Annotated in this window: 14 protein-coding genes and 2 pseudogenes; 11 read left to right on the plus strand and 5 right to left on the minus strand. The window is 67.4% G+C overall.

The genetic code is table 11. The annotated features are described in order from the left end of the window. Positions 1-306: 306 nt before the first annotated feature. Positions 307-1,239 (minus strand): hypothetical protein, encoded by a 933-nt coding sequence (locus ABDV69_RS16840; protein ID WP_343576446.1) that lies wholly within the window; start codon positions 1,237-1,239, stop codon positions 307-309. 72 nt (positions 1,240-1,311) lie between these two features. After that, positions 1,312-2,013, minus strand: a complete 702-nt coding sequence (locus ABDV69_RS16845) for a hypothetical protein (protein ID WP_343576435.1) — start codon at positions 2,011-2,013, stop codon at positions 1,312-1,314. A 174-nt stretch (positions 2,014-2,187) separates the two neighbouring features. On the opposite strand from ABDV69_RS16845, the gene ABDV69_RS16850 reads away from it, so the two are divergent. After that, entirely contained in the window at positions 2,188-3,408 is a 1,221-nt protein-coding gene (locus ABDV69_RS16850) for a mannosyltransferase (RefSeq protein WP_343576437.1), read from the plus strand. Here ABDV69_RS16850 and ABDV69_RS16855 read toward each other — a convergent pair. After that, positions 3,395-3,679: a 4a-hydroxytetrahydrobiopterin dehydratase gene (locus ABDV69_RS16855; protein WP_343576438.1), complete on the minus strand. Its 285-nt coding sequence runs from the start codon at positions 3,677-3,679 to the stop codon at positions 3,395-3,397. The genes ABDV69_RS16850 and ABDV69_RS16855 overlap by 14 nt on opposite strands. 26 nt (positions 3,680-3,705) lie before the next feature. On the opposite strand from ABDV69_RS16855, the gene ABDV69_RS16860 reads away from it, so the two are divergent. The 3 genes from ABDV69_RS16860 (at position 3,706) to ABDV69_RS16870 (ending at position 7,991) form a co-directional block, all read left to right on the plus strand. Then, positions 3,706-4,098: a (deoxy)nucleoside triphosphate pyrophosphohydrolase gene (locus tag ABDV69_RS16860; RefSeq protein ID WP_343576439.1), complete on the plus strand. Its 393-nt coding sequence runs from the start codon at positions 3,706-3,708 to the stop codon at positions 4,096-4,098. 54 nt (positions 4,099-4,152) lie between these two features. Then, positions 4,153-6,042: a translational GTPase TypA gene (gene typA / locus ABDV69_RS16865; RefSeq protein ID WP_343576440.1), complete on the plus strand. Its 1,890-nt coding sequence runs from the start codon at positions 4,153-4,155 to the stop codon at positions 6,040-6,042. Positions 6,043-6,110: 68 nt separating this feature from the next. Further along, positions 6,111-7,991, plus strand: coding sequence for an ABC transporter family substrate-binding protein (locus ABDV69_RS16870; RefSeq protein ID WP_343576441.1), 1,881 nt, complete (start codon positions 6,111-6,113; stop codon positions 7,989-7,991). A gap of 101 nt (positions 7,992-8,092) precedes the next feature. Here the strand turns inward: ABDV69_RS16870 and ABDV69_RS16875 are convergent, their stop codons facing one another. After that, a complete protein-coding gene (locus tag ABDV69_RS16875; RefSeq protein ID WP_343576442.1) occupies positions 8,093-8,677 on the minus strand; it encodes a TetR/AcrR family transcriptional regulator in 585 nt (194 codons plus the stop codon). Between the two features lie 130 nt (positions 8,678-8,807). Here ABDV69_RS16875 and mshB point away from each other — a divergent pair, with 130 nt between their 5' ends. The 3 genes from mshB (at position 8,808) to ABDV69_RS16890 (ending at position 12,932) form a co-directional block, all read left to right on the plus strand. Continuing rightward, a complete protein-coding gene (gene mshB / locus ABDV69_RS16880; RefSeq protein ID WP_343576443.1) occupies positions 8,808-9,713 on the plus strand; it encodes an N-acetyl-1-D-myo-inositol-2-amino-2-deoxy-alpha-D-glucopyranoside deacetylase in 906 nt (301 codons plus the stop codon). Between the two features lie 122 nt (positions 9,714-9,835). Continuing rightward, positions 9,836-10,267: a hypothetical protein gene (locus ABDV69_RS16885; protein WP_343576447.1), complete on the plus strand. Its 432-nt coding sequence runs from the start codon at positions 9,836-9,838 to the stop codon at positions 10,265-10,267. 82 nt (positions 10,268-10,349) lie between these two features. Next, positions 10,350-12,932: a bifunctional FO biosynthesis protein CofGH gene (locus tag ABDV69_RS16890; RefSeq protein ID WP_343576448.1), complete on the plus strand. Its 2,583-nt coding sequence runs from the start codon at positions 10,350-10,352 to the stop codon at positions 12,930-12,932. 76 nt (positions 12,933-13,008) lie between these two features. On the opposite strand, the pseudogene ABDV69_RS16895 reads toward ABDV69_RS16890, so the two are convergent. Continuing rightward, a pseudogene (locus ABDV69_RS16895) lies at positions 13,009-13,221 on the minus strand (NADPH-dependent 2,4-dienoyl-CoA reductase); the annotation flags it as partial. A gap of 222 nt (positions 13,222-13,443) precedes the next feature. Here ABDV69_RS16895 and fdxA point away from each other — a divergent pair. The 4 genes and pseudogenes from fdxA (at position 13,444) to ABDV69_RS16915 (ending at position 19,160) form a co-directional block, all read left to right on the plus strand. Continuing rightward, entirely contained in the window at positions 13,444-13,770 is a 327-nt protein-coding gene (gene fdxA, locus ABDV69_RS16900; protein ID WP_343576444.1) for a ferredoxin, read from the plus strand. Continuing rightward, entirely contained in the window at positions 13,767-14,891 is a 1,125-nt protein-coding gene (dapC, locus tag ABDV69_RS16905; RefSeq protein WP_343576449.1) for a succinyldiaminopimelate transaminase, read from the plus strand. The genes fdxA and dapC overlap by 4 nt, the downstream gene beginning before the upstream one ends. A 251-nt stretch (positions 14,892-15,142) precedes the next feature. Continuing rightward, positions 15,143-17,071, plus strand: a pseudogene (locus ABDV69_RS16910) (APC family permease); the annotation flags it as partial. A gap of 124 nt (positions 17,072-17,195) precedes the next feature. Then, positions 17,196-19,160: an APC family permease gene (locus tag ABDV69_RS16915; protein WP_343576445.1), complete on the plus strand. Its 1,965-nt coding sequence runs from the start codon at positions 17,196-17,198 to the stop codon at positions 19,158-19,160. Positions 19,161-19,176 lie beyond the last annotated feature (16 nt).

The following is a 19,176-nucleotide window of genomic DNA, read 5'->3' on the forward strand; positions in this document are numbered from 1 at the left end:
CGGCCCCTGTTTTGTCACCAGCTTGCGAAAGACCGCTCTCGGTGAGTTTCCGCCGTCGTGTCGACATTGCGGCGCTCACCGATGTGAACAACCTGCTTTTCAGGATTCTGGCTACCCCGGATCGATAGCTGGCAAGCACGTGTTGCTCACGCCGCCGGCACGCTCGCCCACATGTCACTGTGGCAGGGCCGCTCGCGTGTGGCAGCGGTTGCAGGTTTTTGACGAGGCGCTCGATACGAGCCGCCGACCGTATCGGACGTGGTACGTGACTAGCCTCGTCTCCTTGCGGCAAGTCCGTTCGCCAGGTCAGGGCACCACCGTCGAACCGATGGTGGGCATGAACTGGCATTGCTTGTCCTTGGTGCTGACTTGGCCGAAGACCGTTGACATGATGCTGCCTGAACCGGTGTCGACGGTGGCGGTCAGCGTGGTCGGACCCTGCGGGTTGATGTCGGCCTGCGGTTTGAGCGCTGCGCTGCCCGACTTGCCGGTGGTCAGGTTCACCCACGTGACGTTCAGTGGGAGCTTCTGCACGTCGGCGGGCCCTGACGTTCCGATCGCAGTGAACACGTAAGCCGTTTGTCCGGCGGCCGGGCCCGGTGCCGGGATCTTGGCCGGTCCGGCGACCGAGAGCACGGGTGCCATGACCATGCCGCCGTCGACCCCGCAGTTGTTGCTGATCGACGGATACATGAAATCTTGGGTGGGCGGGGCGTCCGGGCTGAACCCCGGAGCCGCGGCCTCGGGTGCGGGAGCCGCGGCCGGAGCGGCTGTCGCGGCCACCGGGACGGCGTTGGCCGAAGCGGGAGCCGGTGCGGCCTCGGGCGCGGGACCCGCGGCGTGGACCGGGTCGATCCCGGTCGGCAGGTGCGCCTGGGCGCCCGGCTCCACACCGGGCGGGACGACGTGTGCCGTCGAGTTGGCGTCCGGCGCCTGGGCGAACTGATTCACCGACGCCGCAACGTTTTTCGATTCCTCGGGTGCCGACGGGCTCTTGCTGAATGCCTGAGCCGCCGCCATCAGAAGCTGGGTGGCCTGCTCCGGGTTGCCGGCGGCCTGCTGGATGATCGGGCTCAGCTCGGACAGCGCCGGCAGCGCGGGCAGTCCCGGCAACTGCTGAGCGGGAATCGGCGCGGGCGGCACCGGGTCGGCTGCGGCGTGGGGGGACATCGCCACCGCGGTGCTGGATGCGATGGCGGTGGCGGCGAAGGCGTAGATCAGGTTTCGGGCGATGTACATGGTGTCCTCCCAGTCGTCGAAGTTGTTCATGGCCGGCTAGCGCGTGGGAGCGCCAGCCGGCCGGTAGCTCGGTCAGGGCAGGGCGGAAACCGGGAACAGCGACACACCTGAGGCGACGGGTGCCACCGGTGCTGCCGCCAACGGCAGCGACGCCACCGGTGCCGCCGCGGCGGCCGGCAGGCCCGCAGCGGAGGCGAGTCCGCTGGTGAGCGGAGATCCGCCGCCGAGCAGCGAGGTGAGGTCGCCGGGCAGCGACACCTGCTGCGGCAGCGGGAACGGCAGGCCCGGGATCTGCGGCAGGTTGAGCTGAGCCTGGGGCAGCATCCCCGCGGGGCCGGTCGCCGGAGCGGCCGCGGCCGGAACGGTCGGCGTCAGACCCGGAAGGCTGAGCCCCGGTGTCGACGTCGCGGCCGGAGCCGGCGACGTCAGGCCCGGAATGCCAAGCCCCGGTGTGGACGTCGCGGCCGGAGCCGGCGATGTCAGGCCCGGCAGCAGCGACGCGCCGGGGGTGGTGGCCGCGGGCGTCTGCGGCATCTTGATCGACGCGCTGGCCAGCGGCGGCGGCGTGGCCGGCTGACCGCCCAGTGCACCTGCAACGCTTTGCAGCAATTGCGGCGCCTGGGCCGCGGTACCGATCAGCTGCTGGCTGATGTCGGGGCCGGGCAACAGTGCCGGGTCGGCATGGGCTGTGCCCATCAATCCCCCCATGAGCAAAGCTGCCGACGAGCCCGCCACCACAGCGGTGGCGCGTACGAAGGTTCGAACAGTTGACATGACTCTCCCTGAATCTCGATGACAAGTCCTCGCCGCAGACGATCCGCCGAATACCAAAGTGGCTCAAGTGACACGTGTGGCATTTATGCGACCGTTACGGAACCGAGCGCCCCCGGTGACCGGGCGACCGGGCCGACGGGAACTCCCGAGTTCGTCGGCACCGGCGATAGAGTCGTGCAGATAGACACCACCTCGGCCGCCCCGACGGCAGTCACCCAACGCCGGCGCGCGATCTCCGTGGACACGATCGGGCCGGTGCTTCTTGTCGTGAGTGTGTTGGCGCGGCTGGCCTGGACGTACCTGGCCCCCAACGGCGCAAACTTCGTCGACTTGCACGTCTATGTCGGCGGGGCCGCCATGATCGACCACCCGGGCAGCCTGTACCGCTACGTGTACGCCGATCAGACGCCGGATTTCCCGCTGCCCTTCACCTATCCGCCGTTCGCGGCGGTGATGTTCTACCCGCTGCACTTCCTGCCGTTCGGTCTGGTGGCGTTCTGCTGGACGGTCGGAACGATGGCGGCGCTGTACGGGGTGGTCCGGATCAGCCAGCGACTGCTCGGTGTGGCTGCCGGCGAAGGTCGTCGGCGCGCGATGCTCTGGACGGGGATCGCGATCTGGCTCGAACCGCTGCGCAGCACGTTCGATTACGGGCAGATCAACGTCGTGCTGGCGTTGGCCACGCTGGCCGCGGTGTTCAGCGCCCGATGGTGGCTGTCCGGGCTGTTGTTGGGGACGGCGGCTGGGGTGAAGCTGACGCCCGCGATCGGGGGGCTGTACTTCGTCGGCGCGCGGCGCTGTGGCACGGCGGCGTTCTCAGGAATCGTGTTCCTGGCTACGGTCGGCGTGTCGGCGTTGGTTGTCGGTGAAGAAACCCGGTACTACTTCACCGATCTGCTCTTCAAGACTGACCGGGTCGGGCCGATCTGCACGATTTTCAACCAGTCGTGGCGCGGTGCGATCTGCCGGATCAGCGGCCACGACTCCGGCTACAACCTTCCGGTTTTGATCGGAATCGCCGTTACCGCAGTACTGGCCGTGCTCGCCTGGCGCGCGATGGGAGATCGTTTGGGCAGGCTGCTGGTGGTTGAGTTGTTCGGGCTGCTGCTCTCCCCGATCTCGTGGACCCATCACTGGGTGTGGTTGGTGCCGTTGATGATGTGGCTGTTTCACGGGCCGCTGGCCGACCGCCGCGGCGCGCGGATCCTCGGCTGGACCTGGCTGGTGCTGCTGGTGATCGGGGTGCCGTGGCTGCTGAGCTTTGCCCAGCCGAGCATCTGGCAGAACGGCCGCCCCTGGTACCAGGCGTGGGGCGGGCTGATCTACATCGTGACGACGCTGGCCACGCTGGCCTGGGTCGCGGCCAGCCGGCGGCGCGAAGCTACTCCGCGATAATCGCGTCGATGTCGTGCGCCATCGCGACGTCTTTGTCGGTGATGCCACCCTCGGAATGCGTCACCAGTGCGAAAATCACCGTCCGCCAACGGATATCGATGTCGGGATGATGATCCTTCTCTTCGGCGCGCTCTGCCACTCGGCGCACGGCCTCGATGCCGGCGAGAAACTCCGGAAACTTCACCGATCGTCGCAGCGCGCCGTCTTTGCGTTCCCACCCCTTCAGGTCAGCCAGTGCGGCGTCTACTTGCTCGTCGGTCAGCACAGCCATATTGCGACCGTATACCGTCAGCCGCGATGGTCAACCTGATCGTGGTCGCCGGAGCGATCGTCGCCGAGTCGACGGTGCTGATCGCCCAACGCACGCGGCCGCCGGAACTGGCCGGTCGCTGGGAACTGCCGGGCGGCAAGGTCGCCGCCGGGGAGACCGAAGCCGAGGCGCTGGCCCGCGAACTCGCCGAGGAACTCGGCGTTGAGGTCGCGGTCGGCGGACGGCTGGGCGGCGACGTGACGCTCAACACGACCACGACATTGCGGGCCTATGCCGCCACCCTGGTCCGCGGCGAGCCGCAGCCCCACGATCACTCCGCGTTGCGCTGGGTATCCGCCGCTGAGCTGCATGAAGTCGACTGGGTGCCCGCCGACCGGGCGTACCTGGCGGCGCTCGAGCAGATCCTGCACGGGAACTGAGGCGAATCGCTCTCGATTTCGCTGCGGGCGGCCCGCACTGAAACAATCACCAGTGTGGATTTCCGGAACGTAGCCATCGTCGCGCACGTCGATCACGGCAAGACGACCTTGGTCGATGCCATGCTGCGGCAATCCGGCGCACTGACCCACCGCGGCGACGATGCGATCGAGCGCCTGATGGACTCCGGTGACCTGGAAAAGGAAAAGGGCATCACGATCCTGGCCAAGAACACCGCCGTGCACCGCCGGCACCCGGACGGCTCGATGACCGTCATCAACGTCATCGACACCCCGGGCCACGCCGACTTCGGCGGCGAGGTGGAGCGTGGCCTGTCGATGGTCGACGGCGTGCTGCTGCTCGTCGACGCGTCCGAGGGCCCGCTGCCGCAGACCCGCTTTGTGCTGCGTAAGGCGCTGGCCGCGCACCTGCCGGTGATCCTGGTCGTCAACAAGACCGACCGGCCGGACGCGCGGATCGCCGAGGTGGTGTCCGAAAGTCACGACCTGCTGCTCGACGTTGCCTCCGACCTGGACGCCGAGGCGCAAAAAGCCGCCGAACATGCCCTCGGGCTGCCGACGCTGTACGCCTCGGGCCGCGCGGGCATCGCCAGCACCACCGAACCGGCCAACGGCGAGAATCCCGACGGCGAGAACCTGGACCCGCTGTTCGACGTGCTGCTCGAGCACATCCCGCCACCGCAGGGCGACCCCGAGGCGCCGCTGCAGGCGTTGGTGACCAACCTCGACGCGTCGTCGTTCCTCGGCCGGCTGGCGCTGATCCGGATCTACAAGGGCCGCATCAAAAAAGGTCATCAGGTGGCCTGGATGCGCGAGGTGGACGGCCATCCGGTCATCACCAACGTCAAGATCACCGAACTTCTCGTCACCGAGGGCGTCGAGCGCTCACCGATGGAGGAGGCGACAGCTGGAGATATTGTCGCGGTGGCGGGCATTCCCGAAATCATGATCGGCGACACGCTCGCCGACCCCGACCACGCCCACGCGCTGCCGCGCATCACCGTCGACGAGCCCGCCATCTCGGTGACCATCGGCACCAACACCTCGCCGCTCGCGGGCAAGGTGTCCGGCCACAAACTCACCGCGCGAATGGTCAAGTCCCGCCTGGATTCCGAACTCGTCGGCAACGTGTCGATCAAGGTGGTCGACATCGACCGCCCGGACGCCTGGGAAGTCCAGGGTCGTGGCGAGCTGGCGTTGGCCGTGCTCGTCGAACAGATGCGCCGCGAGGGCTTCGAGCTGACCGTCGGCAAGCCGCAGGTGGTCACCCAGACCATCGACGGCAAGCTGCACGAGCCGTTCGAGGCGATGACTATCGACTGCCCCGAGGAGTTCGTCGGCGCGATCACCCAGCTGATGGCCGCCCGCAAGGGGCGCATGGAGGAGATGGCCAACCATGCCGCCGGGTGGGTGCGGATGGACTTCATCGTGCCGAGTCGCGGCCTGATCGGCTTCCGCACCGACTTCCTGACGTTGACCCGAGGCACCGGAATCGCCAACGCCGTGTTCGACGGCTACCGGCCGTGGGCGGGCGAGATCAAGGCGCGGCACACCGGATCGCTGGTGTCGGATCGCAGCGGGTCGATCACCCCGTTCGCGATGATCCAGCTCGCCGATCGTGGCCAGTTCTTCGTCGAGCCCGGCCAGGACACCTATGAGGGCCAGGTCGTGGGCATCAACCCGCGCGCCGAGGATCTCGACGTCAACGTGACCCGGGAGAAGAAGCTGACCAACATGCGGTCGTCGACGGCCGATGTGATGGAGACCCTGGCCCGCCCGTTGGAGCTCGGCCTCGAACAGGCGATGGAGTTCTGCGCCGAGGACGAGTGTGTGGAGGTGACGCCCGAGGTGGTTCGGGTGCGCAAGGTCGAGCTGACCGCCACCCTGCGCGCCCGGGCGAAGGCGCGGGCCAAGGCGCGCGGCTGACGACGATCAAGCGGCGAGGGACGAGCCGCGTTGAGGAGTCGGCCCCGACAGTCCGGCTGAACGCCGCGATGCGCGTCGCCGACCAGACCGGCACCGATACCCTGTGGGGCGTGCCGAAACCAGCCCGCCGCGCGTTCACGACCGCCGGGTTGCTGGTTTCGCTGTTGGCGTTCGCCGGCTGTGCCGTCAGCCCGCCGCCGGCGCCGCAAAGCACTGAGACCAAGCGCAGCGCGGCCGCGCCACCGCGGAACAAGACCCAGATCATCATGGGTATCGACTCCATCGGCGCCGGGTTCAACCCGCATTTGCTGTCAGACCTATCCGCCGTCAACGCCGCGGTCAGCGCGCTGGTCCTGCCGAGCGCCTTTCGTCCGGTGGTCGATCCGAGCACCCCGACGGGATCGCGATGGGAGATGGACCCGACGCTGTTGACGTCCGCCGAGGTGACGAGCGAAAGCCCGTTCACAGTGACCTACAAGATCCGGCCGGAAGCGCAGTGGACCGACAACGCCCCGATCGCCGCGGACGACTTCTGGTATCTGTGGCGACAGATGGTCGGCCAACCCGGCGTGGTCGACCCGGCCGGTTACGACCTGATCACCGGCGTGCAGTCGATCGACGGCGGCAAGCAGGCCGTCGTCACCTTCGCTCGGCCCTATCCCGCGTGGCGTGAACTGTTTTCCAACATCCTTCCGGCGCACATCGTCAAGGACGTGCCCGGCGGTTTCCCGGCCGGGCTGGCCCGCGCCCTGCCCGTCACCGGTGGAGAGTTCCGGGTGGAGTCCATCGACCCGCAGCGCGACGAAATTCTGCTCGCCCGCAACGACCGTTACTGGGGCCCACCGGCCAAGCCCGATCTGTTGCTCTTCCGTCGGGCCGGTTCGCCCGCGGCGCTGGCCGACTCGGTCCGCAACGGCGACACCCAGGTGGCCCAGGTGCACGGCGGCTCAGCGGCTTTCGCCCAGCTGTCGGCGATCCCGGACGTCCGAACCGCCCGGATCATGACGCCGCGGGTGCTGGAGCTGACGTTGCGGGCCGGCGAGCCGAAGCTGGCCGACGGCCAGGTGCGCAAAGCGATCCTGGGCCTGCTCGACGTGGACCTGCTCGCCGCGGTGGGCGCGGGCAGCGACAACACCGTGAGCCTGGATCAGGCGCAGATCCGCTCGCCCAGCGATCCCGGCTATGTGCCGACCGCGCCGCCCGCGATGACCCGGACGGCTGCGTTGGGGCTGCTCGAGGCGGCGGGCTACCAGATCGACAACGACGCGTCGACGCCGGAGAGCCCGCGGGGCCATGTCAGCAAGGACGGCAAGGACCTGTCGCTGGTCCTCGGGGTCGCGGCCAACGATCCGACCTCGGTGGCCGTCGCGAACACCGCGGCCGACCAGCTGCGCAACGTCGGCATCGATGCGACCGTGCTCGCTCTCGACCCGGTGGTGCTGTATCGCGATGCGCTACTGAACAACCGGGTGGACGCGTTGGTGGGGTGGCGCGCGGCCGGTGGAAACCTGGCGACGCTGCTGGCTTCACGCTACGGCTGCCCGGCGTTGGAGGCGACGGCGGTATCCACCGCTGCGGCGCCGGCCTCGAAGTCGGCCGGCCCGGCCGCCAAGCCCGCGCCCGCGACAACGCCGACCGCCGCCACTGCGAAGCCCCCCGCCAAGGCGCAGGAGCCCGGCGCGCTGGTGCAGGCGCCGTCCAACCTGACCGGCATCTGCGACCACAGCATCCAGGCCGACATCGATGCGGCGCTCGGCGGCACCGAAGACATCGACGAGGTGGTCAACGCGGTCGAACCCAGGCTCTGGGAGATGGCCACGGTGCTGCCGATTCTGCAGGACACCACGATCGTCGGCGCCGGTCCGAGTGTGCAAAACGTCAGCCTCACCGGCGCGGTGCCGGTCGGTATCGTCGGCGACGCCGGCCAGTGGGTGAAGACCGCGCAGTAGCGCCAACTCCCTGTGCGGCGCGGTCACTTCGTTGGACGAAACAACAGTTGGGGCATGCATCTCGCAGCCCCACACCAAAATTATATGCAGCGCAACCGCATTCAAGTCAGATGCGGCAACACAGTATCGACGATCTGGGCGAGCTGACGCTTGTTGGGCGGTGCTCCAGTCAGCAGCATCTGCTGGTTGACCAGCGCGGTGCCCACCCGCGCGGTGTACGGCGTCAGCGTGGACGGGTCGATCTCGCCGTTATCGGCGCCGGTCTGCAGGATCGACTCGGTGATCCGCAACCGCGGTCCGACCACGGCGTCGGCGAAGATCGCCCGCAACTCGGGCTCGTGCAGCAACTGTTGCATGCTGGCCAGGCCGGGAAAGGCGGTCTTGCCCGCGACCAGGTCGCAGTGCGCGCTCAAGGCAGCCCGCAGATTATCCCGCGCCGAGCGATCCGCGCGCGGCTCCGGTAGCGGCGGCAAGGCATAGCGCAGCGCCGCCTGGACCAGGTCGTGCTTGCTGGACCAACGCCGATACAACGCGGCCTTACCCGTTCGCGCCCGCGCGGCGATTCCTTCCATCGTCAGGCCGCCGTATCCGACGGCGGCCAACTCGGCCAGGGTCGCGTCATACAGGGCATCTTCGAGTTGTTTGCCCCGGCGGCGGGTGCGGACCGTTGCCGTCTGCTGTGCCATCCGACGATAGTAGCCAGCGACGTGCACTTGCGCTGAGCAGGGGTTTGCCAAACTGCCGACTATCTTTGCGGCTCAGAGGTTTAGGGCTTGAAATCCTTTGCCTCGCACCGTCCTAGTAGGGTTGCGTTTCATGCCGGAGACTCCGCGACTGTTGTTCGTGCACGCCCATCCCGACGACGAGAGCATCACCAATGGCGCGACCATCGCCCACTACGTCGCGTGCGGAGCACAAGTCCAGGTGGTCACCTGCACGCTCGGTGAAGAGGGCGAGGTCATCGGCGACCAGTGGGCGCAGCTGGCCGTCGACCATGCCGATCAACTCGGCGGTTACCGCATCGCAGAGTTGACCGCGGCGCTGCAAGCGCTGGGCCTCGACGGCCCGGTGTATCTCGGCGGCCCCGGCCGCTGGCGGGACTCCGGAATGGTCGGCGCCGAGGCGCGCGGGCGACAGCGGTTCAGCGACGCCGACCAACGCGAAGCCGTCGGCGCGCTCGTCGACATCATCCGCGCGATGCGACCGCACGTGGTGGTGACCTACGACCCCAACGGGGGCTACAGGCATCCCGACCACATCCAGGCCCACGTCGTCACCACCGCGGCGGTTGCCGCCGCCGGCAGTGACGACTATCTCGGACAGCCGTGGTCGGTGCCGAAGTTCTACTGGACGGTGATCTCCCGCAGCGCCTTCACCGCGGGGTGGCAGGCGCTTCGCCCCGGCGATCTGCGCGACGAGTGGATCGTCCCGACCCCGGACGGCGACGTCGGCGAACTCGGCTACCCGGACGACGAGATCGACGCCGTCATCGACGATCCGGAGGCGCTACCGGCGAAGATCGCGGCGCTGCGGGCGCATGCCACCCAGTTGACGGTGGGGCCCACCGGCCGCACCCTGGCGCTGTCGAACAACATCGCGCTGCCGATCGTCGCGCAGGAGCACTACATTCTGGCGGCCGGCTCCGCGGGCGACCGGGACGGCCGTGGCTGGGAGACCGATCTGCTGGCCGGAGTCGACCTCGCCGGGCCGGTCGCGCGGTAGGCTGCCGGAATGGATCCGGATCTGGACTACAACCAGCAGCACTGGCAGGACCGGTTGGACAACTTCCAGTGGACTGTCATGTCCATCGTCTCCCAGCTGGACAGCGTCCCCACCTGAGCGGTATCGCGTCGCGCAGCCGGCGGATCGACGACGCCGGCGCGGCAGGTCGCGGTGTCCGGGTCGTCGTTCTGACGTTGTTCGCGCTCGACGGTGTGCTGTCCGCCGTCGGCGGCGCGCTGTTTCTGCCGTCCTACATCGGAGCGATACCGTTTCCGGTCAGCGCGCTGGGCAGTGGTCTGCTCAATGCGGCGCTGGTGTGGGCTGCCGGCCGGTGGACCAGCCGGAATCTGGTGGCTGGGCTACCGGTGTGGACCTGGTTGCTGACCGTTTTCGTGATGGCTCGGCCCGGTCCCGGCGGAGACGTCATCTTCGCCGGGCGCGGAGTGACCGCGTACAGCCCGTTCCTGCTGCTTGCGGCGGGTGCGTTGCTGCCGTTCTGGGTGCTGATGCGGCACCGGCCCACAGGGGGTCCCCGGCGCGCGACCGGACGCTAAGGTTGTCGCTCATGGCACCCGTTCGGGTCGCGGATAGTGGGGACGTGCGGATGAAATGTGGATGGCCGGAAGTTACACAACTGTGCCGTTGACTCCGGGCGAAGAGCCGACCCTGCTACCCAGCCCGTCAGCTCCCCCTGCACCTGGCGGATCCGCGATGCGCCGGGTGTTACGGCGGGCCCGCGACGGCGTGGCGCTGAACGTCGACGAGGCGGTGGTGGCGCTGACCGCCCGCGGCGAGGATCTGGCCGATCTCTGTCGCAGCGCCGCGCGGGTTCGTGACGCCGGTCTGGAATCGGCCGGACGTCGCGGCGGTGCCGGACGGCTGCCGGTCAGCTATTCCCGCAAGGTGTTCATCCCGGTGACCCACCTGTGCCGGGATTCCTGCCACTACTGCACGTTCGTGACGGTGCCCGGCAAGTTGCGCGCCCAGGGCATGGGGATGTACCTGGAGCCCGACGAGATCCTCGATATCGCCCGTCGCGGAGCCGAACTCGGATGCAAGGAAGCGCTTTTCACTCTCGGCGATCGACCGGAGGACCGGTGGCTCCAAGCCCGCGAGTGGCTGGAGGAGCGCGGCTACGACTCCACCCTGTCGTATGTGCGGGCGATGGCGATCGGGGTGCTCGAGGAGACCGGGTTGCTGCCGCACCTGAATCCCGGCGTGATGAGTTGGGCGGAATTGTCGCGGCTCAAGCCGGTGGCGCCGTCGATGGGCATGATGTTGGAGACCACGTCGCGGCGGCTCTTTGAGACCAAAGGCCTTGCGCACTACGGAAGTCCGGACAAGGACCCCGAGATCCGGCTGCGCACGCTGACCGACGCGGGTCGGCTCTCCATTCCGTTCACCACCGGTCTGCTGGTCGGCATCGGCGAGACGCTGCGCGAGCGGGCCGAGACGCTGCACGCAATTCGCAAGTCGCACAAGGAGTTCGGTCACATCCAGGAAGTGATCGTGCAGAACTTCCGGGCCAAGCAGCACACCGTGATGGCCTCGACCCCGGACGCCGGGATCGACGATTTGCTGGCCACCGTCGCGGTGTCGCGGCTGGTCCTCGGGCCGGCGATGCGCATCCAGGCGCCGCCGAACCTGGTGTCGGAGCAGGAGTGCCTGGCGCTGATCGCCGCCGGTGTCGACGATTGGGGTGGCGTATCGCCGCTGACCCCCGACCACGTGAACCCCGAGCGGCCGTGGCCCGCCCTCGCCACGCTGGCCGAGGTCACCGCCGCGGCCGGCTACGACCTCGTCGAGCGGCTCACCGCGCAGCCCAAATACGTGCAGGCCGGGGCGGCGTGGATCGACCCGCGGGTGCGCGGACACGTCCAAGCGCTGGCCGACCCGGCCACCGGACTGGCCCTCGACGTCAAGCCGGTGGGCATGCCCTGGCAGGAGCCCGACGACATCGCGGTGTCGTCCGGCCGGGTCGACCTGAACGCGGCGATCGACACCGAAGGCCGCAAGACCGAGACCCGTAGCGATCTGGACAGTGCATTCGGCGACTGGGAGTCGATCCGGGCCAGGGTGCATGACCTGGCCGCCCAGGGCGCTAGAGCGCCCGAACGCCTAGCCACCGACGTGCTCGCCGCGTTACGCACCGCCGAGCGCGACCCGGCGTCGTGCACCGACGCCGAATACCTGGCGCTGGCGACCGCCGACGGTCCTGCACTGGAAGCCGTTGCGGCACTGGCTGATTCGCTGCGCCGCGACGTCGTCGGCGATGACGTGACGTTCGTGGTGAATCGCAACATCAACTTCACCAACATCTGCTACACCGGCTGCCGGTTCTGTGCGTTCGCGCAACGCAAGGACGACGCCGACGCTTTCTCGCTGTCAGCGGCCGAGGTCGGCCAGCGCGCCTGGGAGGCCCACGTGGCCGGCGCCACGGAGGTGTGCATGCAGGGCGGTATCGACCCCGAACTGCCGGTCACCGGGTACGCCGATCTGGTCCGCGCGGTCAAGGCGCGGGTGCCAACGATGCACGTGCATGCGTTCTCCCCGATGGAGGTCGCCAACGGAGTGACCAAGAGCGGGGTGAGTATTCGCGAGTGGCTGACCAGTCTGCGGGAGGCGGGCCTGGACTCCATCCCGGGCACCGCGGCGGAAATCCTGGACGACGAGATCCGCTGGGTGCTCACCAAGGGCAAGCTGCCCACGTCGATGTGGATCGAGGTCGTGACGACCGCGCACGAGGTGGGTCTGCGGTCGTCGTCAACGATGATGTACGGCCACGTCGACGACCCGCGGCACTGGGTGGGGCACCTCAACGTGCTGCGCAGCATCCAGGACCGCACCGGCGGTTTCACCGAGTTCGTGCCGCTGCCGTTCGTGCACCAGAACTCGCCGCTGTACCTGGCCGGTGCGGCGCGTCCGGGGCCGACTCACCGCGACAATCGCGCCGTCCACGCATTGGCGCGGATCATGTTGCACGGCCGCATCTCTCAGATCCAGACCAGCTGGGTCAAGCTGGGCACCGAGCGCGCCCAGGTGATGCTCAACGGTGGTGCCAACGACTTGGGTGGCACGTTGATGGAAGAGACCATCTCGCGGATGGCCGGCTCCGAGTTCGGATCCGCCAAGACCGTCGCCGAGTTGACTGCGATCGCCGCGGGCATCGGCCGTCCGGCCCGTCAGCGCACCACTGACTACAACCGGCTGGCAGCCTGAGTTGTAGAGCGCCCGAGCGTGACGATAGCTTCACCCTCGACGCCGAGCGTGACCGCAGTTTCACGTTCGGCGCGTACTACAGCCGGGCCGCCAGCTCGGTGCCCTGCCTGATCGCTTGCTTGGCGTCCAGTTCCGCCGCGACCGCGGCGCCGCCGATGATGTGCGGGTGGATCCCGTTGCGGCGCGACTCGTCTTCGAGGTCGCGCACCGGTTCCCGTCCGGCGCAGACCACGATGTTGGCCACTGCGAGCAGCTGCGGGCGCTCCCGCTTGGCGCCGAAGCTGATGTGCCGGACCCGGACTGTTCGCACAGCGACACTAGGATCGCATGGGAAAGCGCCACCGGCGCAGCGTAGGAAATCGACGCGCATAGCGACCTGGTACTTGCGTTGTATATGCGACGTCTAGTATCAGTAACCAAGTCATCACCGCCGGGAAGTTGCCTAAACCAATCGGCCAAGCGCGTACCGGCTCAGCTAAACAGCCACCTGGAGACCGTGGAGGAGACGTCTGTGACGTACACGATCGCCGAACCCTGCGTCGACCTGAAAGACAAGGCATGTATCGAGGAGTGCCCGGTCGACTGCATCTACGAGGGCGCTCGGATGTTGTACATCCACCCCGACGAGTGCGTCGACTGTGGTGCCTGCGAGCCGGTCTGCCCGGTCGAGGCGATCTACTACGAGGACGACGTCCCCGAGCAGTGGAGCCAGTACACGCAGATCAACGCGGACTTCTTCGCCGAGCTCGGATCTCCCGGTGGCGCAGCCAAAGTCGGCTTGACCGAGAACGACCCGCAGGCCGTGAAGGACCTCCCGCCGCAGGGTGAGGGCGACTGAGCCGCCGGACCGATCGCCGAACGGCGGCAGCCGTCTCGGCCCGGTTGCCGGAGTTCCCGTGGGACACCCTGGCCGACGCGAGCGCGCTGGCCAAGGCTCACGTACAAGGCATCGTCGACCTGTCGGTCGGCACACCCGTCGATCCGGTCGCCCCGCTGATTCGTGACGCGCTCGCCTCGGCCGGCGCCGAACCGGGCTACCCCACCACCGCGGGCACCGCGGCGCTGCGGGAGTCGGCGGTGGCCGCGCTGCACCGGCGTTACGGCGTCACCGGGCTTTCCGAGTCGGCGGTGCTGCCGGTGATCGGCACCAAAGAACTCATCGCGTGGCTGCCGACGCTGCTGGGGCTGGGTGCCGAGGACGTCGTCGTGGTGCCGGAGCTGGCCTACCCGACCTACGACGTCGGCGCGCGGCTGGCCGGGGCGCAGGTGCTGTGCGCCGATTCGCTCACCCAACTGGGTCCGCGGGCCCCGGCGCTGCTGTTCGTGAATTCCCCGAGCAATCCGACTGGTCAGGTGCTCGGCGTCGATCATCTACGCAAGCTCGTCGGCTGGGCCCGCGAACGCGGCGTCGTGGTGGCGTCCGACGAGTGCTACCTGGGTCTGGGATGGGACGCGCAGCCGGTGTCGGTGCTGCACCCCTCGGTCTGCGACGGCGACCACAGCGGGCTGCTGGCCGTGCATTCGCTGTCCAAGAGCTCGTCGTTGGCCGGGTACCGCGCCGGCTATGTGGCCGGAGACGCCGCGTTGGTCGGTGAGTTGCTCGCGGTGCGCAAGCACGCCGGGATGATGGTGCCTCGGCCGGTGCAGGCCGCCATGGTCGCCGCGCTGGACGACGACGCCCACGAGCGCGAGCAGCGCGACCGCTACCGCCGGCGCCGTGACGTGCTGCTGCCGGCGTTGCGTTCGGCCGGCTTCACCGTCGACCACTCCGAGGCCGGCTTGTATCTGTGGGTCACCCGCGGCGAGCCGTGCCGTGACACCGTGCATTGGCTGGCGCAGCGCGGCATTCTCGCGGCGCCCGGCGAGTTCTACGGAGCACGCGGTGCCCGGCACGTCCGGGTGGCGTTGACCGCCACCGACGAGCGGATCGCCGCCGCGGTCGACCGACTGGCGAACTGACCGACAAGCGCCGCCGCGGGACTCGAACCGGTCGACGCCCCGCCGACGGATCGCTGTCGGGAGCCTGCCCACAGGGCTCCGTCGCCACGACTGGGTAGCGCCCGCCCCAAACATCAAGATTCCGTATAAAACCTTTCGAGACAGCTGTGAAAGCACCTTCCGGCGCGCGTCACGGGTCAGGTAACCGTAGGCTCTGTCGGGGCTCGTCATGGAGGCTGTCCAAAATCTGCCCAACCGCGAAGGAATTTGGTATGTCATTGCTGGCCGGCGAACAACGGATGTCGCCGTTATCTCCGTCGTTCTATGACCGATTCAAGCGCGTTGCGCTCGGCAAGCCGATGATCAACGATCAGCTGCAACACGAGCGGCTCGCCAACCCGGTCGCGCTCGGCGTGCTGTCCTGCGATGCCATCTCCTCGACTGCGTACGGCAGCGAGCAGATCATGATCGAACTGCTGCCGGCCGCCGGAATGGCCGCGTTCGCCCTGCTGCTCCCCATCACCGGTGTCATCTTGTTCATTCTGGTGCTGGTGGCAGCCTCCTACCGCCAAGTCGTCATGGTCTACACCCGCGCCGGCGGCTCATATGTGGTGGCGCGTGACAATTTCGGGCCCAAGGTGGCCCAGGTGGCCGCCGCTGCGTTGTTGATCGACTATGTCGTCACCGTCGCGGTGCAGTGCGCCGCCGGAACGGTGGCGGTGGCATCGATGATTCCGGCGCTCGGCCCCTACAGCCTCGAGATCACCGTCGCCGTCGTGCTCCTGATGTGTTTCGCCAATCTGCGTGGCTTGCGCGAAGCCGGTCGGCCCTTCGCGGTTCCGACCTATTTTTTCGTAAGCATGGTCTCGCTCACGATCGTGGTCGGGGTTATCCGCGAGCTCATCGGGAATCTGGGCACCTACGACGCCGAACACATCCCTGGGACCGTGGCACTTCATCATGGCAACGGCCTGATCATGGGCGCGACGCTACTGATTGTGCTACGCGCATTCGCCAACGGCGGTTCGTCGCTCACCGGGGTCGAAGCCATCTCTAACACCGTCACGAGCTTCCGCCAGCCCGAGGGGCTCAACGCCCGCAAGGTCCTCACCACGATGGCCTTCATCTTGGCGTTCTTGCTGGCCGGAGTGGCCTGGCTGGCGCACGTCACCCACGCGATGCCATACGTCGAGGGCTATCCGTCGATGTTGTCGGAGATCGTCCGGATGGTATTCGGCAACGGTGACATTGGAAAAGTGTTCTACATACTTGTCCAGGTGTCGACGGCGCTGATCTTGTACACCGGCGGCAACACGAGCTTCAACGGCTTTCCCGCGCTGACGAGTTTCGTCGCCGAAGACAGCTTCCTGCCGCGCCCGCTGATGAAGCGAGGTCAGCGCCTGGTGTTCTCCAACGGCATCATCACGCTGACCGTGCTGGCGGTGGCGTTGCTGATCGTGACGGGCGGTTCACTCGACGCGCTGGTGCCGTTCTACGCGATCGGAGTGTTCACCGGTTTCTCGATGGCCGGCTACGGAATGTCCAAGCACTGGCTCACCCATCGCGGGCCGCATTGGCGACACAAGCTGGTGATCAACTTCTCCGCAGGTGTCATGTCGACGGTCGTGGTCGGAATTTTCGCGATTGCCAAGTTCGACGAAGGTGCCTGGCTGGTGGTCGTGATCTTCCCGATCCTGGTCTTTGCGTTGATGCGGGTGAACCGGCAGTACCGGGCCGAGACCGCGGTGTTGGCGACGTCTGTCTCGGAGCCGCCCGAGCTGCACAAGTACACCCGGCACCAGGTGCTGGTGTTTGTCGATTCCGTCGACCTGGCCGAGGTGGAGGCAATCCGCTACGCCAAGGGTCTGCAGGCCGACGAGTTGACCGCGGTGCACTTCGTGCTGGACTCCGCCGAGGCAGAGCGGCTGCAGCGGCGGTGGCAGCACTTTGGGCACGTCACCGAGCTGCGGCTGATCGACTGTCTCGACCGCAACCTCGGCCGGGCCGCCCATGAATTGGTGCTCCAGGTGATGGCCGAGCATGCCGACACCAAAGTCACGGTGCTATTGCCGCGCCGGGAGTACGCACAACTGCTTGGTCGATTCCTGCACGATCGGACCGCAGACAGTCTCGCCCGGGTAATCAGCCGGATCCCCGGCGCCAGCGCGCAGATCGTCGCCTACGACATCTCGACCCGGATCGCGGCCGAATCGGCGAAGCCAACAACCGATGGGGTTGATCCGACAGAGTCGCCGCGGGCAGCAGCCGATCTCAATGGGTGAGTCAATTGCATAGTTCGTCGACTTCGGAAGAAAGTGGTACCCGGTGACAGCATCGACACGCACCTCGAGCGTCCCGCCGTCCTTCAGCGACGGTTGGAAGCGCGTTTTACTCGGAAAGCCGCTGACCAGCGAGCATCTTGATTCGGAGCGCCTGTCGAATCCTGTTGCGCTCGGGGCGATTTCGCCGGATGCTATTTCGTCGACCGCTTACGGGCCCGAGCAGGTCATGATCGAGTTGCTGCCGGCCGCCGGGATGGCCGCGTTCGCGCTGCTGATGCCGATCATCGGCGTCATCCTGTTCATTCTGATCTTGGTGTCCGCGTCCTACCGCGGCGTGGTGATGGTCTACACCCGGGCCGGTGGGGCGTACATGGTGGCCCGGGACAACTTCGGGCCACGCATTGCGCAGATCGCCGCCGCGGCGTTGCTGATCGATTATGTGGTGACCGCCGCGGTGCAGCCGGCGGCCGGAACGGTCGCGGTGGTGTCGGCGGTGCCGATACTGCGTCCGTACCAAATGGAACTCACGATCGCCGTGCTGGTCCTGATCTGCATCGCCAACCTGCGCGGAATTCGGCGGTCTGGGCGGATATTCGCGGTCACGACATACTGGTTCGTCGGCATGATCCTGCTGACGATCGTGGCCGGCTTGATCCGCGAAGCATTCTGGGGCTTGCCGAAATACGACCCAAGCACGCTCGAGGGCGCGGTACCGGTGCATCACGGCAACGGTCTGGTGATGGGTGTCACCGTCCTGGTGGTGCTGCGAGCGTTTGCCAACGGCGGTGTGTCGCTGACCGGTGTGGAGGCAATCTCCAATACCGTCGACATCTTTCGTGATCCCAAGGGTGTCAACGCCCGCCGGGTGTTGACCCTGATGGTGCTCATCCTGGGAGTGCTGCTGGCCGGTATTGCCTGGCTCACGTACGCCACCCACGCCACCCCGTACCTGGATGAATATCCGTCGATGCTCTCGGAGATCGCTCGTGCGGTCTTCGGTCAGGGAGCACTCGGAAATATTCTTTACATCTCGGTACAGGCATCCAGCGCCGCAATCCTTTTCGCCGGCGCCAACACCGGATTCAATGGGTTCCCCGCGCTGGCGAGTTTCGTCGCCGAGGACAGCTTCCTGCCGAGGCCGCTGACGAAACGCGGTCACCGGCTGGTGTTCTCCAACGGCATCATCACGCTGACCGCGCTGGCGGTGGCGCTGTTGTTGGTGACCCGGGCCAAGGTCAGCGCGTTGGTGCCGTTTTACGCCATCGGGGTGTTCACCGCGTTTGCGATAGCCGGCTACGGTATGGCCAAACACTACGGCAGCCGGCGCGAGAGCGGCTGGCGTAGCAAGCGGGCTGTCAACCTCGCGGCGGGCATCATGTCGACGATCGTGGTGGGCATTTTCGTGGTGGCCAAGTTCACCGAAGGCGCCTGGCTGGTGGTGGTGGTCTTCCCGATCTTGGTGTACGCGCTGATCCGGCTGAACAGGCAGTACCGAGCCGAGGCGTCGGTGCTGGAGATGTCGCGCGACGAACGGCCCGAGTTGGCCAAGTACGCACGGCTGCGGGTATTCGTCTTCGTCGACTCGATCGACCTGGCCGAGTTCGAAGCGATGCGCTACGGCAAGGGGCTGCACGGCGACGAGTTGCTCGCGGTGCACTTTGTGGTCGACTCCGATCACTCCACCAAGCTGCAGGAGCGCTGGCAGCACTTGGAACCCGACACTCAGCTGCAGGTGATCGACTGTCCGGACCGCCATTTGAGCCGTGCCGCGCAGGAATTCGTTCTGCAGGTGACGCACGACCACCCGGACACCCAGGTGACGGTGCTGCTGCCGCGCCGCACGTACTCCGCGATTCTGGGCCGGCTGCTGCATGACCGTACCGGCGACAAGATGGCCAGGGCGGTCAGCCGCATCCCGGGCGCGACCGCGATCATCGTGCCCTACGACGTCGAGTCGCGCATCGCGCGAGCGGATTCGGACGCCTTGACCGCAGCGGGTCACGCGTAGTACCGCACTTATTAGG

The organism is Mycobacterium sp., assembly GCF_039583785.1.
In the GTDB taxonomy this organism is placed as follows: domain Bacteria; phylum Actinomycetota; class Actinomycetes; order Mycobacteriales; family Mycobacteriaceae; genus Mycobacterium.

Coding starts and splice junctions, on each gene's coding strand:
- ABDV69_RS16840 (WP_343576446.1), bottom strand. CDS start 1,239: ATGTACATCGCCCGAAACCTGATCTACGCCTTCGCCGCCACCGCCATC.
- ABDV69_RS16845 (WP_343576435.1), bottom strand. CDS start 2,013: ATGTCAACTGTTCGAACCTTCGTACGCGCCACCGCTGTGGTGGCGGGC.
- ABDV69_RS16855 (WP_343576438.1), bottom strand. CDS start 3,679: ATGGCTGTGCTGACCGACGAGCAAGTAGACGCCGCACTGGCTGACCTG.
- ABDV69_RS16860 (WP_343576439.1), top strand. CDS start 3,706: ATGGTCAACCTGATCGTGGTCGCCGGAGCGATCGTCGCCGAGTCGACG.
- ABDV69_RS16870 (WP_343576441.1), top strand. CDS start 6,111: ATGCGCGTCGCCGACCAGACCGGCACCGATACCCTGTGGGGCGTGCCG.
- ABDV69_RS16875 (WP_343576442.1), bottom strand. CDS start 8,677: ATGGCACAGCAGACGGCAACGGTCCGCACCCGCCGCCGGGGCAAACAA.
- mshB (WP_343576443.1), top strand. CDS start 8,808: ATGCCGGAGACTCCGCGACTGTTGTTCGTGCACGCCCATCCCGACGAC.